We start from the raw sequence: 14,891 nt of genomic DNA, 5'->3' as shown, positions 1-14,891 counted from the left end.
CGACCCCGCGACCGCCCGAGGACCCGTTTGATGTCAGCTTTGACACCCACCCGTCCGCAGCCGGCGCGCTCGCCCCTGAAGGCGGCGCTCTACGCGCTCCTCGCCGCCCTCGTGGTGACCGGCGGCCTGGCGCTGTGGCCGGTGCTCGCCGGCCCGGCGGCGTCGCGGACCTGGCTGGCGTGGTGTTGCGGCACGGCGGCGGTGGTGGTGAGCGTGCTGCTGGCGGCCACGGTGTACGCGTTCCGCACCGCCGCCCGGCACCGCGCCCGGCTCGCCGACGTGGAGGCCGCGGCCGGCCGGCTCGCGGACGAGACGCTGCCCGCGCTGGTGACCCGGCTGCGCGACGGCGCCTCGGTCGACACCGCGCTCGGCCACACCCCGATGCCGGAGACCGCCGCGCACCGCCGCATCGTGGAGACGCTGGCCACCGAGGTCGGCCGGGGCGAGCGGATGCGGGCCGCCGCGATGTCCGCCTGCGCCAGCGCCGCCGGCCGGGTCCAGGCCCTGGCCACCAGCATGCTCGCCGACCTGCGCGAGATGGAGCACCGGCACGGCGAGGAGGTCCTGGGCGACCTGCTGAAGCTGGATCACAGCACCGCGCAGGCGGGCCGGCTGGCGGACAGCATCGCCGTACTGACCGGCGCCCGCTCCGGCCGCCGCTGGAACAAGCCGATCACCATGGAGAGCATCCTGCGCGGCGCGATGGGCCGGATCAGCGCCTACCGCCGCATCCGGCTGCACAGCAGCAGCACCGCCGCGGTCGCCGGGCACGCGGCCGAGGGCGTGATGCACGCGCTCGCCGAGATCATGGACAACGCCACCTCCTTCTCGCCGCCCACCTCGACGGTCCACGTGTACGTCGAGGAGACGCAGGCCGGCGTCGTGATCAGCGTCGAGGACAGCGGCCTGGTCATGACCGAGACGGCGCTGCGCCGCGCCGAGGCGGCGGTCTCCGCGAAGGAGCTGGACCTGATGTCGCTGTCCGGCACCCGGCTCGGCCTCGCCGTCGTCGGCTGCCTGGCCGGCAAGCACGGCCTGACCGTCTCCTTCCGGCCCTCGGCCCGCGGCGGCACCGGCGTCGTCGTGCTGATCCCGCAGCAGCTCATCTCCCAGCAGCCGGCGCGCCGGCCGGGCGGCACCGGCCGGACCGGGGGCCACGAGGCGCCCGCCACGAGCCTGCGCGCCGCCCACGACCTGCAGGACCGCGAGGTGCACGAGCGCGACGTGCCCGAGCTGCCCGCCGCCCGCGAGCGCGGCGCCGCTGCCGGCTCCCGCGACGTACGGGGCACCACCGCCGCACCCGCCGTACGGGAGGCCACCGACCCTCGCCCCACCGTCCCCGACCGGGACGCGGGCACCGCACGCGACGGGGGCGCGTCGCGGGGCCCGGACGACCCGCACGACCGGAGCACGCCCCACCGGGACGCGCCGGACGTGCCCGCACCGCGCGGAGCCGGCCCGGCGCCCGCGACGGAGTACGGACCGAGCGGGCTGCCCAAGCGGCGGCGCGGCCAGACCCTGGCCGGCGCGCCCATCCCGCAGAACCCGCCGGCCACCGGGCGCACCCGCAGCCGCTCCCACGAGGAGTCGGCGGCGCGCCTGCGCTCCTTCCGCCGGGCCGTGCAGGGCGAGGCCCCGCCCGCCCGGCCCACCACCCCCGAAGAAGCCCCGAAGGACGATCCCCGATGAACACCACCGACAACCGCCTGGACTGGATGCTGGAGAACCTCCTGCAGAAGACGCCGGGCACCCGGCACGCGCTGGTGCTGTCCCGCGACGGCCTGAAGCTGTGCCACTCCAAGGACCTCAGCATCGACCAGGCCGACCAGCTGGCCGCCATCGCCTCCGGCATCCAGTCGCTGTCGCACGGTGCGTCCGTGGAGTTCGGCGACGGCAGCGGCGGGGTGCGGCAGGCCATGACCGAGTTCCACGGCGGCATCCTGTTCATCGTCGAGGCGGGGCACGGCGCGCATCTGGCCGTGGTCGCCGTCGAGGACGCCGACGTCGGCGTGATCGGCTTCAACATGAACGAGCTGGTCGAGCAGATCGGCGAGTACCTCAGCGCCGCGCCCCGTGAGGACGGGGGCCGGCCGGCATGAGCCCGCTCGGCCCGGACGACGACCCGGACCGGCTCTACACCGTCACCGGCGGCCGCAGCCGGGCCACCGGGGGCGCCTTCGACCTGGTCACGCTGATCGTTGCGGAGTGCGAGCCCGCGCCCGGGATGCAGTCCGAGCACGTCCGCATCCTGGAGCTGGCCCGGCGCCCGACGGCGGTCGTCGAGCTGTCGGCGGCGCTGCGGCTGCCGGTGAGCGTCGTCCGGATCCTGCTGACCGACCTGCTCGACACGGGCCGGATCACCGCCCGCCATCCGCGCACGCCCGCCCGGGCCGAGCTGCCCGAACCCGACCTGCTGAAGGAGGTGCTCGATGCACTCCACCGCCTGTGACGACGCGGCCGAAGCCGCTGTGGACGAGAACGTACGGGCCCCGCTGCACCAGTCCGCCGACAACGGACTGAAGATCGTCATCGTCGGCGGCTTCGGCGTCGGCAAGACCACCATGGTCCGCTCGGTCAGCGAGATCCGTCCCCTCAACACCGAGGAGACGATGACCCAGGCGGGCGTGGGCGTGGACGATCCGGCCGGCGTCGAGGGCAAGTCGACGACCACCGTCGCCTTCGACTTCGGCCGCATCACGATCAACGAGCGCACCGTCCTGTACCTCTTCGGCGCCCCCGGCCAGGAACGCTTCTGGTTCCTGTGGGACCGGCTCTTCGCCGGCACGCTGGGCGCCGTGGTGCTGGTCGACACCCGGCGGCTGCACGACTCCTGGTACGCGATCGACCGGCTGGAGGCCCACGGGATGCCGTTCGTGGTCGCCCACAACGACTTCGGCGGCGAGCGGCACACCCTGGAGCAGATACGGGACGCGCTGGACCTCTCCCCCGGCGTACCGCTGGTCGCCTGCGACGCCCGCGACCGGGAGTCCAGCAAGCAGGTGCTGATCTCGCTCGTCCGCCACCTGTACGCGCTCACCGCCCAGGACGCCACCGCATGACCCGAGTTCAGGAGGGTGCACCGTGACCGAAGCCGCGCAGACCGCCGGCTGCCCCGTCTCCGCCGACGCCGTACCGCTGTACGGCGAGGGGCTGAGCGGTGATCCGGCCCGGCTGTACCGGGAGATGCGCAGCCGGCACGGTGCGGTGGTGCCGATCCTGCTGGACGGCGGCTTCCCGGCCTGGTTCGTGATCGGCTACCGGGAGCTGCACCAGGTCACCTCCGACCCCGAGCTGTTCCCCCGCGACTCGCGCCGCTGGCACGCCTGGGACCGGGTCCCGGACGACTGGCCGCTGCTGCCGTTCGTCGGGTACCAGCCGTCGGTGATGTTCGCCGAGGGGCCGGAGCACCGGCGGCGGGCCGGCGCGATCAGCGACGCGCTGCTGGCGATCGACCAGTTCGAGCTGCGGCAGATCTGCGAGCGGCTCGCGGACCGGCTGGTCGACGCCTTCGCCGGACGCGGCGAGGCGGACCTGATGGCCGAGTACGCGGCGGGGCTGCCGCTGCGCGTGGTCGCCGAGCTGTACGGCGCCCCGGCGGACGAAGTGCCGGCCCTGGTCAAGGACATCGCCGAGTCGCTGGACGTGCACGACGGCGCGATCGACGCGCACCGGCGGGTCGCGGAGCGGATGGCCCGGCTGGTCGCGGCGAAGCACGAGCGGCCCGGCCCGGACATCCCGTCGCGGCTGCTGGCCCATCCGGCCGGGCTGACCGACGAGGAGGTGGTCATCGACCTGCTGGTGGTGATGGCCGCGGCGCAGCAGCCCACGGCCAACTGGATCGGCAACACGCTGCGGTTGATGCTGACCGACGACCGCTTCGCGGTCAGCCTGTCCGGCGGGCGGCGCAGCGTCGGCCAGGCGCTGAACGAGGTGCTGTGGGAGGACACCCCCACGCAGAACTTCATCGGGCGCTTCGCGGCCCGCGACACCCAGCTCGGCGGCCATCGCATCAAGGCCGGTGACATGGTGGTGCTGGGCCTCGCGGCGGCCAACAACGACCCGCTGGTGCGGCCGGACTTCACCGCCGCCGACGCCGACGGCAACCAGGCGCACATGGCGTTCAGCCACGGCGAGCACGCCTGCCCGTACCCGGCGCCGCAGCTGGCGGAGGTGATCGCGCGGGCGGCGGTGGAGGTGCTGCTGGACCGGCTGCCGGACGTGGTGCTCTCGGTGCCGGACGAGGACCTGGTCTGGCACCCGTCGGTGTGGATGCGCGGCCTGACGGGGCTGCCGGTGACGTTCACGCCTGCTTACACACCGGGACCCGCCTGACACACGGGCCGTACGGGACGTACCCGTACGGCCCGTACGGGCCGCCTCAGGCCACCGGCGTGAACGTCACCGGCAGCGCGTCCAGCCCGCGGGTGAAGACGCCCTGCTCGCGCGGGGTGTGCCCGGCCTCGATCGCGGCGTCCGGCAGCGCGTCCAGCAGCTGCCCGATGCCGGCCTCCACCTCGGCCTTGGCCAGCAGCGCGCCGACGCAGAAGTGCCGGCCGAGCGCGAAGGCCAGATGGTCGGCGGCCGCGGAGAAGGCCGTCGTCGTCTTCAGGTCGTCGCGGAAGATGTCGAAGGTGTCGGGGTTCGCGTACCGCCGCTCGTCCCGGCCGGCCGCGCCGATCAGGCAGGTCACGGTGGCGCCGGCGGGGACCTTGCCGCCGCCGATCTCGACGTCCTCGGCCGGCTGCCGCATGATCATGTGGACCGGGGGCGTGTACCGCAGCGTCTCGGCGAAGGCCCGCTCGATCAGCGACCGGTCCGCCCGCACGGCGGCCAGCTGCTCGGGGTGGCGCAGCAGGTTGTGCATGACGCTGGAGATCGCCTTGTCGGTGGTCTCCCCGCCCGCGGCCAGCAGCAGGCTGCAGAACGCCTTGATGTCCTCGTCGCTCATCGCCGTGCCGTCGATCTCGGCGGTGCACAGCGTGGAGAGCAGGTCGTCGCCGGGGTTCGCGCGCCGCTCCTGGATGATCGGCAGCATGTACGCGGCGAACTCCTGCTGCGTCCGCAGCCCGGCCGCGGCCACCTCCGGGTCCTGGCTGAGGTTGCCGAGGAAGCCGATGATCGCGGTGTACCAGCGGTGGAAGCGGTCGTAGTCGCCGCGGTCCAGGCCGAGCATGTCGACGATGACGTTGACCGGGAAGCGGGTCGCGAAATCCGCGACGAGATCGGCCCGGCCCACGTCGCGGAAGCCGTCGATGAGCTCACGCGCGTTGCGGTCGATGACCGGCTGGAAGGTCTCCTGGAGGGGCACTCCGCGGAAGGCGGGCGCCACCAGTGCCCGGCGTACGGAGTGCTCGCGGCCGCTCATCTGGAGGATGGTCCGGCCGTGCACCGGCTCCAGCTGCCAGTCGTAGTTGTCGGTGGTGAACGCCGGGTCCTTGAAGGCCCGCTCGACGTCCTCGTACCGGGAGACGAGGTAGCTCTGGGTGGGCTCGTGGTGGAGCAGGGGGAAGTCGTCGCGCATGACGCGGTACGCGGCGTACGGATCCGCCATGAACTCCGGCGACAGTATGTCCGGCGCTTCTCGGTTCGCGGCCAAGAACGCTCCCTGGGGGTGTGTGGGTCGAGGGGTGCTGCGGTCTCCACCAAGATCGTTCCTGCCCGGCGCCCTTTCAAGACCGCCGACGGAAATCCTTTTCAGGAACACCTCCGGGGATTCGCTCGCAACACCGCTCTGACCTGCGGTGTTGTCGACACGGCGGGGGAATGACAACGGGTACCGATGCAGCCTTTGGATCTCCCGCCGAAGTGCGGTTTCCTTCGTTCGAGCGCCCCCGCGGAAACGGGAGCGCCGCTGCGGCAGCCAGGCCGCCCGACCCAGGAGGGAGTGGGCCATGACGGGGCACGCCCACACGCACGGTGAGCACTCCGGCCACTCGCACGCCGTGGCGGCGGACGCGGACCGCCGCTGGCTGCGGGCCGCGCTGATCCTGATCACCGCGTTCATGGCCATCGAGGTCGTGATCGGCTTCATCGCCCGGTCCCTGGCCCTGATCTCCGACGCGGCGCACATGCTCACCGACGCCGCCTCGATCGTCCTCGCACTGATCGCGATGCGGCTGGCGGCCCGCCCGGCGCGCGGCGGCTACACCTACGGCCTCAAGCGCGCCGAGATCCTCTCCGCCCAGGCCAACGGCGTCACGCTGCTGGTGCTGTCGGTCTGGCTGGCGTACGAGGCCATTCACCGGCTCCTGGAACCGCCGAAGGTGACCGGCGGCCTGGTGCTCGTCACCGCGCTCGCCGGGGTCGCGGTGAACCTCGTCGCGACCTGGTTCATCTCCAAGGCCAACCGGTCCAGCCTGAACGTCGAGGGCGCCTACCAGCATCTCCTCACCGACCTCTTCGGCTTCATCGCCACGGCGGTGTCCGGTGCGGTCGTGCTGTTCACCGGCTTCGCCCGGGCGGACGCCATCGCCTCACTGCTGGTGGTCGCGCTGATGCTCAAGGCGGGCTTCGGGCTGGTCCGCGACTCGGGACGGATCTTCATGGAGGCCGCGCCCGCCGGGGTGGACCCGGACGCGCTGGGGGACCGGCTGGTCGCCGCCGACCAGGTCGTGGAGGTCCATGACCTGCATGTCTGGGAAATCACCTCCGGTGACCCGGCGCTCTCGGCGCACGTCCTGGTCGAGCCCGGCGGCGACTGCCACAAGGTGCGCCGCACGCTGCAGGAGCTGCTGGCGGCCGAGTACGGCATCACGCACGCCACGCTCCAGGTCGACCACCTCGGCGAGCGGGACGGCGCCGACCTGCTGCGGATCGGCCATCGCCGGGACGACTCCTCGGGCGCCCACTGCGCGGACACGCACGGACCGGTACACCGGGCGGGGCCGCACGACCACTGAGCCGGGAGCGACGCGACTCACGTGGCCGAATCGGGTGTCGGCGGGACGGTGCGCGGCACACTTGCGGGAGGCCGGGCGTTCCCGACTCGCCCGGTCCCGTGCCGGTTTCACGTGAAACGGAGGAGACATGGCAGCGAGCGCACCGGTCCGCACCGGCGCTCCGACCGCCCCCGGAACACCGACCCGCCACCGGCCTCGAGCTGCCCTGGCGACCGTGCTGCTGGTCCTCGGCTGTCTCCTGGCCCCACCGGCCCTCACCGCCGGCTGGGCACGCGCCGAACTGACCGACACCGCCCGCTACACCGCCACCACCGCGCCGCTCTCCCGCGACCCCGCCGTCCAGCGGAACATGGTCACCGCGATCAGCAACGGCGTGATGCGCCGGGTGGACCTGTCGCCGCTGGTGGACGCCGCACCGCCGGCACAACGCCCCGCGATACGCGAGCGGTTCGCCCGCGGCGTCCGGGACTTCGTGGCCACCCAGATCCGCGGCGTGGTCACCTCGCGCTCCTTCCCCGCCCTGTGGAACCGCGTCAACGGGACCACCCACGCGTCCCTCGTCACCGCGCTCTCCTCGTCCGGTGAGCGGACCGTGGAGCTCGACCTCCAACCCGTCGTCGACCGCGCCCGGGCCCGCCTGGCGCACACCGTGCCGGCCGGTGCCCGGCTGATCCAGCGGGTCCACGTCTCCGGCACGACGCTCACGCTGCTGCGGTCCGACGAGGTGGCCGAGTGGCGCGGCCCGTACGCGGCGGTGCGCACCCTCGGCCGGCTGCTGCCCGTCGCCGCCGTGCTGTGCGTGGCGGCCGGGCTGCTGCTGGCGCCGCGCCGCCGCCGGGCGCTGATCGGTACCGGACTGGGCTGGGCCGTGGGCGGCGCGCTGCTGCTCGCCGCGTTCGCCGCAGCGCGCGGGTACGCCCTGGACGTACTGCCGCAGTCGGTGACCCGGGCGACGGGCGCGGCGGTCTTCGACACCCTCACGGCGAGCGCCTGGTCCGGCGGCCTGCTGCTGGGCGCCGCGGGGCTCACCGCCGCGGCGGCGGCATGGCTGACCGGCGTCCTGGCGGGGCGGCGGCGGGCCCGCCGGGAGCTCAGAGCCCGATGACCGTCTTGCCCTGTGCCCGGCCGGATCGGCTGCGGGCCAGGGCCGCCGGGGCGTCCTCCAGCTGCACCTCGCTGCTGATCAGCACGGTGAGCCGGCCGGCGTCGAGCTGGTCGGCGAGGATCGACAGCAGCTGCGGCGAGGGCCGGTTGAGGAAGTTGAACCCGCGCAGGTTGTGCTCGATGAGCATGTCCGTGTCGGCCGCGCCGACCGTGGAGACGACCGTGCCGCCGTCCCGTACGACGCCCGTCAGGTCCGCGAACGCCGCCGCGTCGCTGACCAGATCGATCAGGATGTCCACGCCGTCCGGGTGGGCGGCCCGCACCTGGTCGGCCACCGGGCCCAGGGTGTGATCCACCGTGGCGCCCGCGCCGAGCTGCCCCATCAGCTCCGCGCTGCCCGCCCGAGCGGTGGCGATCACCTCGGCGCCGCGCTGCGCGGCCAGCTGTGTGACGAAGGTGCCGACGCCGCCGGTCGCGCCCACGATGAGCACCCGCTTGCCCTCCGCTACACGGGTCTCCTCCACGAGGTTGTACGCGGTCGTGCCGGCCGTCGGCACCGCGGCCGAGGTCGCGTACGTGACGTTCCGCGGCGCGGGCGCGACGGCGTCCTCCGCCGCCACGGCGTAGTCCGCGTACGAACCGCCGCCCCTGCCGACCAACTGGAACTGCCCGAACACCTGGTCACCGACCGTGCAGCGGCGCACGTCGGGGCCGACCGCGACCACCTCGCCCGCCCCGTCGGCGCCCAGGACCAGCGGGAAGGAGTGCGGCACGGCCTCCTTGAGCATGCCGTCGGCGATCTTCCAGTCGACCGGGTTCAGGCCCGCGACCGCCATCGCGACCAGCACCTCGCCGGGCCCCGGCTCGGGCTGCGGCAGGTCCATCAGCTCGGGCTCGGCCCCGAAGGCGCTGACTGCTACGGCTCTCATCGCGGCGTCCCTTCCACTTCTCCGTACCCGGCCCCTGTCCGGCCCCTGCCGCCAAGGATCGTAAGCACGCGGGTACCGCCCCGCACGGCAGGCGAACGGCCGTGGCCCGGAAGCAACTCGTACGGCCGTCCTCGGCGACGGGTCCGGTACGCGGGCACCGGCGGGTTTGCCGGGACCGCCGGACGGTTACCCGTCCCCCTCATGAAGGGCGACAAGGGCATCAAGGGCGACAAGGGCGTCAACGGCGATAACGGCGACAACAAAGACGGGCGCGCCCGGAGCGGGAGCGCGAAGGGCGAAGAGACCGTACGTGCGGGCCGGCGCACCGTCGCGATCACCCGCCCGGACAAGGTGCTCTTCCCGGACGACGGCATCACCAAGCGCGACGTGGCCGAGCACTACCGGGCCGTCGCCCAGCGCGCGCTGCCGCACCTGCGCGGCCGCCCCCTGATGATGGAGCGCCACCCGGACGGCATCGGCGGCCGGCCCCTCATGCAGAAGAACGCGCCGGACTACTTCCCCGACTGGATCCGCACCTCGGTGCAGGAGAAGGCCGGCGGCAAGGTCACGCACGTCGTCTGCGACGACGCCGCCACCCTCGTCTACCTGGCCGGGCAGGCCTCGCTCACCCAGCACCGCTGGCTCTCCCGGGAGGACAGCGCCAACGAGCCGGACCTGCTGATCTTCGACCTCGACCCGTCGGACGGCGCGGGCTTCGAGGACGTGCGCTGGGCGGCCGCCCGGGTCTGCGAGCTGTGGGACGAGGTCGGCCTGCCGACCCGGCTGATGACCACCGGCTCACGCGGCCTGCACGTCATCGCGCCACTGGACGCCAAGTCCGACTACGACACGGTACGGGACTTCGCGCACCGCGCCGCCGAGCTGCTCGCCGACCGCCACCCGGACCGGCTCACCACCGAGCAGCGCAAGGCCGACCGCGCCACGAAGAGCGGCCGCGGCCGCATCTACCTCGACGTCCAGCGCAACGCCTACGCGCAGACCGCTGTCGCACCCTACAGCGTGCGCGCCAAGCCGGGCGCGCCGGTGGCCATGCCGATCCGCCGTGCCGAACTGGACGACCCCGAGCTGAACGCCCAGCGCTGGACGCTGCGCACCACCCCCGAGCGCCTGGAGGCGGCCGACCCGTGGTCCGGTGACGGCTGGCGCGCCCGGTCGGTGACCGCGGCGGCCAAGCGGCTGCCGGCGGAGTGAGGCGCGGCGGCCGCCGGAAGGGCAGGTACGGCCGGTGCCCGAAAGGTGGCCGCGGCGCGGCGAGGTGCCGCGCCGCGCACCCGCGTCAGACACCGATGTCGTCGCCGTCCTTGCGCCAGACGCTGATCACCGACGGGCGGACCAGCTTGCCCGGGCCGTCCGGCCAGTGCGACGCCGGCTGCTCCACGGTCGCGCCGTCCACCTCGCCCGGGTGCTGCACCGCGACCAGCACCCGCCGCTCCTGCACGATGGGCCCGCAGGTCTCGGCGCCGGTCGGCACGGTGAGGAACTGCCGCACCTGGCCGCGCCGCGAGCCGGTGGTGGCCACGCCGAAGAGGCCGTCATGGCTGCCCAGGGCGTTGCCGTCGGTGGAGATCCACAGGTTGCCGTGCACATCGAAGGTGATGTTGTCGGGGCACGAGATCGGGCTGACCTGGTCCTTGGGGAAGCCACCGAAGTACGTCGACGGGTCTTCGGGGTCGCCGCAGACCAGGAAGAGGTTCCACGTGAAACGTCCGGCCGCCGGGTCGTTGCGGCGCTCGGTCAGCTCCAGGATCTGGCCGTGCTTGTTGCCGTTGCGCGGATTGGCCTCGTCGACAGCGGCCTTGCCGTCCTTGCCCCGGTCGCTGTTGTTGGTCAGCGCCACGTAGACCTTGCCGGTACGGGGGCTGGGCTCGACATCCTCGGGGCGGTCCATCTTCGTGGCACCCACCTTGTCGGCGGCCATCCGCGTGAAGACGTACACCTCCTCCGCGGTCATGCCCGGCACGTGCGAGGTGGTGCCGGTGGCCAGCGGTATCCACTCGCCGTGGCCGTCGAACTCGCCGTCCTCCGGCAGCTTCCCCGACCCGTCGATCTCACCCGCCGGGCTGTCACCGGTGAACTTCGCGACGTACAGCGTCCCCTCGTCCAGCAGCGTGCGGTTGTGCTCGCGGGCCGCCGCGCTGTTGCCCCGCTTCATCCGCTTGGCGGAGACGAACTTGTAGAAGTAGTCGAACTTTTCGTCGTCACCCATGTAGAGGACGGGCCGGCCGTCCGGGGTCAGCCGCGGCTCGGCGGCCTCGTGCTTGAACCGGCCGAGCGCGGTGAGCTTGCGCGGGGTCGAGTCGGGGTCGAAGGGGTCGATCTCCACGACCCAGCCGAAGCGGTTGGTCTCGTTCGGCTCCTTCGCCACGTCGAAGCGCCGGTCGAACCGCTCCCACTTGCGCTCGCTCGCCCCGCCCTTGATGCCGTACCGCTTCAGCCGCTCGGCGATCTCCGGGTCGGTGACCTCGTCGCCGTTGGCGAAGTACTGGTTGAAGTTCTCCTCGCCGGACAGCACCGTGCCCCACGGGGTGATGCCGCCACCGCAGTTGTTGAGCGTGCCGAGGATGCGGGTGCCCTCGGGGTCGGCGGCGGTCTTCAGCAGGTCGCTGCCGGCGGCCGGGCCGGTCACCTCGAACGGCGTGGTGCCGGTGATCCGGCGGTTGAGGTGGTGGCGGGGCACCGCGGTGAGCCGGCCGCTGCGCCGCTCCTCCTGCGCGACGAGCACCGTCAGGCCGTGTGCCTGGAGCCCGATCTCCGCCTGCGCGCGGGTGGGGTTGTCCGCGTCGTACCCCGCGAACATCAGGACCTCGTCGGTGTACTCATGGTTGATCACGAGCAGTTGCCGGTCCCGCTCGCCCGGCAGGTCCAGTACGGCCATGTAGTCGTTGTTGTAACCGAACTGACCCGCCTGCGCCTTCGCGGACTGCCGGTCCGCGTCGAACGCCGGAGCGCCGCGCAGCACCGGGTCGCCCCAGCGGATCACGACGTTCTGCTCGTGCCCGGCCGGGACGGTCACGGCGTCGGCGGTGTTGGGCGCGACGGGCGTGAAGCGCAGGCCGCGGGCCGGGCGGCGGGCATGGCGGGTGGCACCCGCCGCCGTCCCGGACGCGGCGCCGGACTCGGCCGCGGACGCGGGGGCGGCACCCGGGCCGGTCAGCGCGGCGCCGGTGGCAGCGGCGGCCGTGACGACGGCGCTCGCGCGCAGCACGGACCGACGGGAGAGCGCGCCCGCGATCACGTCACCGACGTAGGCGTTGCCGCTGGTGTTGGGCGCGTCGTGGAAGCAGGCGTCGCCGCAGCGGTAGCGGCAGGTCATGGCCGAACGGCCGCCGGGGTGCGAGCCGATCAACGGCAGCAGCTTGCGCACGGTGTTCCTTCCCTGGGCCGGTCGGTATGCCGGTCGGTGTGCCTGTCGGTACCTGTCGGCCGGTATGGCGGATAGTCGTCTGATCAGCGGCGACGGTATGGGCACAGGTCCGACACGCGGCGACAAAAAGATGAACTGACGGTGAATCCGGGCACCTTCGGCTCGTGCCGCAGCACGACGCGCGGGGTCCCACGATGCGATAGGGGCAGGCCGCTACCCTTTGGTGTCCGTCCAGGTCAGCAACGCACCTCGCTTTTCGGACAATCGTCGCCCCACCCCACGCACGACACCACACGCACGAGAGGTACGCCGATGGGCATTCGGAGTCTGCTGCGCAACGTTTTCGGTCGCTCCAAGGCGGCCCGTAACGAACCGAATGCCCCCGCGGCGACGGAGGCCACCGAAGCGGTGACCACCGACACCGCGGCCATCCCGGAGGCCCGGGGGGAGTCGGCACCCGCCGCGGAGGCGGCCCCGACCGCGCCGGCCGCCTCGCCCGCCGAGACGGAGGTACCGGCGGCCCGCACGGAACAGCAGCCGGCCCGTACGGAGGTCTACGCGGAGACCGCCCCGGCGGCCGGCGCCGCGGTGGTGGCCGGCTCCACCGGTATCGCCCGGTCCGTCGGCTCCACCGATCCCTCCTCCTCCGACGTGTCGGACCTGGTACGGGAGGCCTTCGACCGCCCGTCGTCCCCGGCCTCGACCCCGGAGCCCACGGAGGAGCCGCCGGCGGAGCCCGCGGCCGCGGAGCCCGCCGAGGAAGCGCTCGCCGAGGCGACGCCGACCGAGGCAACGCCGGCCGAGGCGGCATCGGCCGACGAGGCACCGGTCGAGGCGGAGCCTGAGAAGGCCGAGCCGGAGGCCGGGCCCGAGGCAGAGGCCGAGCCGGAGCCGGGGACCGTTCCTGAGGCGGAGAAGGAGTCCGCGGCCAAGGCCGAGGCCGGGGCCGAGAGCCCGGCGAAGGTCAAGGTCGAGACCGCGGCCGAGGCCGGAAGCCCGGCGAAGGACAAGGCCGAGGTCGCGCCGGAGACCGACAAGCCGGGGATCGGGGCAAAGCCCCAGGCGAAGGCCGAGCCCAAGGCGGAGGCCAAGCCCCAGGTGAAGGCCAAGCACCAGGCGGAGGCCGAGCCCGAGGCGGAGGCCGAGCCCGAGGCCGGCGACGAGAAGCCGGCCGCCGAGGTGGCCGAGCCCGCCGCCGAGCCGGCCCCGGCCCCCGTCGCGGAGCCCGTCGCGGAGCCGGTCGCGGAAATCCCCGAGCCCCTTACCGAGGCCCCCGAGCCGGTGGCCGCCAAGGTTGAGCCGACCGCCACCCCCACCATCCCCGCCGCCCGCACCGAGACGGAGACGGTGACCGAGGTCCCGGCGCCGGCTCCCACCCCGGAGCCCGTCGCCTCCGCCGGTGCCGGTGCCGCGATCTCCCTCAGCAAGGTCGAGGCGGTCGCGCCCAAGCTGGTCAGCCTCTACAAGGACGCGGGCGCGGCGCTGGAGAAGCAGGGCCTCGGCACCCAGCGCGCCGCCGTCTACCTCGTGCTCGACCGCTCCGGCTCGATGCGCAACTACTACAAGGACGGCACCGTCCAGCACCTCGCCGAGCAGGCCCTCGGCCTCTCCGCGCACCTGGACGACGACGGCACCGTGCCCGTCGTCTTCTTCTCCACCGACGTCGACGGCACCGCCGACCTGGATCTGACCTCGTACGAGGGCCGGATCGAGGAGCTGCACGCCGGCCTCGGCCACATGGGCCGGACCAACTACCACTGGGCGATCAAGGCGGTCGTCGACCACTACAAGAAGTCGAAGACCACCGCACCGGCGTTCGTGATCTTCCAGACGGACGGCGCCCCCACCTCCAAGCCCGCCGCCGAGAAGGCGCTGTGCGAGGCGGCCGGGCTGCCGATCTTCTGGCAGTTCGTCGGCTTCGGCGACCCCGAGGCCAAGGGCTTCGACTTCCTGCGCAAGCTGGACGACCTGGCCGTACCGGAGAAGCGCAAGGTCGACAACGCCGGCTTCTTCCACGCGGGCCGCGACCCCCGCGCCCTGGCCGACGCCGACCTCTACGCGCAGCTGATGATCGAGTTCCCGGAGTGGCTCAGCGACGCGCGCGCCGCGGGCGTGCTCAAGGACAGCTGACGGCAGCGGCGGCAGCATCGCGCACGGCCCGGCGGCCCCACAGGGGGCGGCCGGGCCGTTCCGCTGTCCGGTCCCCGTGACCGGTGCCGCTCAGTCCGCCGTCGTGTGCGCGATGAACAGCGACCACGCCGCCGCGGAGAACGTCAGCCGCGCCGCGCCCTCGTCCGTACCCCGCCCTCGCACTCGGCCTTGCCGCGAGTCCCGTACCTGGACCCGGTCCGCCGAGATCGCCACTTCGACGCACGTCCCGTCCGTCTCACGGCTGTAGCTCGACGCGACCCATCTCGGCCGCTCTCCCATGGCCACCCCTCCCCCGGCTGTCCCTCCTTCCCACAGCATCCCCGGCCGCCCGCGCGCCATGCGTGCGCCGCGGGGCCGGGGAAACGGGGCGCGGTGGCACCCGGTCGGGCGAGTACGATATTGGCGTTCCGTAGTGCAAAAAAT

13 protein-coding genes are annotated in these 14,891 nt (G+C 73.4%); 9 read left to right on the top strand and 4 right to left on the bottom strand.

The genetic code is table 11. The features are described 5' to 3' along the window. The first annotated feature begins 30 nt into the window (after positions 1–30). The 5 genes from IF20_RS18730 to IF20_RS18710 are packed head-to-tail and all read left to right on the top strand — an operon-like array spanning position 31 to position 4,332. Positions 31–1,689 (top strand): sensor histidine kinase, encoded by a 1,659-nt coding sequence (locus IF20_RS18730; protein WP_052866323.1) that lies wholly within the window; start codon positions 31–33, stop codon positions 1,687–1,689. Further along, positions 1,686–2,099 (top strand): roadblock/LC7 domain-containing protein, encoded by a 414-nt coding sequence (locus IF20_RS18725; RefSeq protein ID WP_052866322.1) that lies wholly within the window; start codon positions 1,686–1,688, stop codon positions 2,097–2,099. The genes IF20_RS18730 and IF20_RS18725 overlap by 4 nt, the downstream gene beginning before the upstream one ends. After that, positions 2,096–2,449 carry a DUF742 domain-containing protein gene (locus IF20_RS18720; protein ID WP_052866321.1) on the top strand — a complete coding sequence of 118 codons (354 nt, stop codon included), beginning with the start codon at positions 2,096–2,098 and terminating at the stop codon, positions 2,447–2,449. Before IF20_RS18725 ends, IF20_RS18720 begins: the two co-directional genes overlap by 4 nt. Continuing rightward, on the top strand, positions 2,430–3,059 hold the full coding sequence (locus IF20_RS18715; RefSeq protein ID WP_052866320.1) for a GTP-binding protein: 630 nt from the start codon (positions 2,430–2,432) through the stop codon (positions 3,057–3,059). Before IF20_RS18720 ends, IF20_RS18715 begins: the two co-directional genes overlap by 20 nt. A gap of 22 nt (positions 3,060–3,081) precedes the next feature. After that, a complete protein-coding gene (locus tag IF20_RS18710) occupies positions 3,082–4,332 on the top strand; it encodes a cytochrome P450 (RefSeq protein ID WP_052866319.1) in 1,251 nt (416 codons plus the stop codon). Between the two features lie 46 nt (positions 4,333–4,378). Here the strand turns inward: IF20_RS18710 and IF20_RS18705 are convergent, their stop codons facing one another. Then, positions 4,379–5,551 carry a cytochrome P450 gene (locus IF20_RS18705; protein WP_407702525.1) on the bottom strand — a complete coding sequence of 391 codons (1,173 nt, stop codon included), beginning with the start codon at positions 5,549–5,551 and terminating at the stop codon, positions 4,379–4,381. Between the two features lie 340 nt (positions 5,552–5,891). Between IF20_RS18705 and IF20_RS18700 the strand changes: the two genes are divergently transcribed. Then, on the top strand, positions 5,892–6,899 hold the full coding sequence (locus tag IF20_RS18700; protein ID WP_052866317.1) for a cation diffusion facilitator family transporter: 1,008 nt from the start codon (positions 5,892–5,894) through the stop codon (positions 6,897–6,899). 127 nt (positions 6,900–7,026) lie between these two features. Continuing rightward, positions 7,027–8,004: a hypothetical protein gene (locus IF20_RS18695; RefSeq protein WP_199896645.1), complete on the top strand. Its 978-nt coding sequence runs from the start codon at positions 7,027–7,029 to the stop codon at positions 8,002–8,004. Here IF20_RS18695 and IF20_RS18690 read toward each other — a convergent pair. Continuing rightward, positions 7,991–8,932, bottom strand: coding sequence for an NADP-dependent oxidoreductase (locus tag IF20_RS18690; protein ID WP_052866315.1), 942 nt, complete (start codon positions 8,930–8,932; stop codon positions 7,991–7,993). The genes IF20_RS18695 and IF20_RS18690 overlap by 14 nt on opposite strands. Before the next feature lie 201 nt (positions 8,933–9,133). Between IF20_RS18690 and ligD the strand changes: the two genes are divergently transcribed. Next, positions 9,134–10,144 (top strand): non-homologous end-joining DNA ligase, encoded by a 1,011-nt coding sequence (ligD, locus tag IF20_RS18685; protein WP_110944297.1) that lies wholly within the window; start codon positions 9,134–9,136, stop codon positions 10,142–10,144. 85 nt (positions 10,145–10,229) lie between these two features. On the opposite strand, the gene IF20_RS18680 is transcribed toward ligD, so the two are convergent. Next, positions 10,230–12,317 carry a PhoX family protein gene (locus IF20_RS18680; RefSeq protein WP_052866314.1) on the bottom strand — a complete coding sequence of 696 codons (2,088 nt, stop codon included), beginning with the start codon at positions 12,315–12,317 and terminating at the stop codon, positions 10,230–10,232. A 312-nt stretch (positions 12,318–12,629) separates the two neighbouring features. Between IF20_RS18680 and IF20_RS18675 the strand changes: the two genes are divergently transcribed. After that, positions 12,630–14,447 carry a vWA domain-containing protein gene (locus IF20_RS18675; RefSeq protein ID WP_052866313.1) on the top strand — a complete coding sequence of 606 codons (1,818 nt, stop codon included), beginning with the start codon at positions 12,630–12,632 and terminating at the stop codon, positions 14,445–14,447. Positions 14,448–14,537: 90 nt separating this feature from the next. Here IF20_RS18675 and IF20_RS18670 read toward each other — a convergent pair whose 3' ends face one another. Beyond that, entirely contained in the window at positions 14,538–14,747 is a 210-nt protein-coding gene (locus tag IF20_RS18670) for a DUF397 domain-containing protein (RefSeq protein WP_110944326.1), read from the bottom strand. Between the last annotated feature and the right edge of the window lie 144 nt (positions 14,748–14,891).

Origin of the sequence: Streptomyces niger, assembly GCF_000718305.1 — a bacterium.
In the GTDB taxonomy this organism is placed as follows: domain Bacteria; phylum Actinomycetota; class Actinomycetes; order Streptomycetales; family Streptomycetaceae; genus Streptomyces; species Streptomyces niger.
This window is presented reverse-complemented; position numbering and strand designations above follow the sequence as displayed.

Coding starts and splice junctions, on each gene's coding strand:
- IF20_RS18730 (WP_052866323.1), top strand. CDS start 31: ATGTCAGCTTTGACACCCACCCGTCCGCAGCCGGCGCGCTCGCCCCTG.
- IF20_RS18725 (WP_052866322.1), top strand. CDS start 1,686: ATGAACACCACCGACAACCGCCTGGACTGGATGCTGGAGAACCTCCTG.
- IF20_RS18720 (WP_052866321.1), top strand. CDS start 2,096: ATGAGCCCGCTCGGCCCGGACGACGACCCGGACCGGCTCTACACCGTC.
- IF20_RS18715 (WP_052866320.1), top strand. CDS start 2,430: ATGCACTCCACCGCCTGTGACGACGCGGCCGAAGCCGCTGTGGACGAG.
- IF20_RS18705 (WP_407702525.1), bottom strand. CDS start 5,551: ATGGCGGATCCGTACGCCGCGTACCGCGTCATGCGCGACGACTTCCCC.
- IF20_RS18700 (WP_052866317.1), top strand. CDS start 5,892: ATGACGGGGCACGCCCACACGCACGGTGAGCACTCCGGCCACTCGCAC.
- IF20_RS18695 (WP_199896645.1), top strand. CDS start 7,027: ATGGCAGCGAGCGCACCGGTCCGCACCGGCGCTCCGACCGCCCCCGGA.
- IF20_RS18690 (WP_052866315.1), bottom strand. CDS start 8,932: ATGAGAGCCGTAGCAGTCAGCGCCTTCGGGGCCGAGCCCGAGCTGATG.
- ligD (WP_110944297.1), top strand. CDS start 9,134: ATGAAGGGCGACAAGGGCATCAAGGGCGACAAGGGCGTCAACGGCGAT.
- IF20_RS18675 (WP_052866313.1), top strand. CDS start 12,630: ATGGGCATTCGGAGTCTGCTGCGCAACGTTTTCGGTCGCTCCAAGGCG.
- IF20_RS18670 (WP_110944326.1), bottom strand. CDS start 14,747: ATGGGAGAGCGGCCGAGATGGGTCGCGTCGAGCTACAGCCGTGAGACG.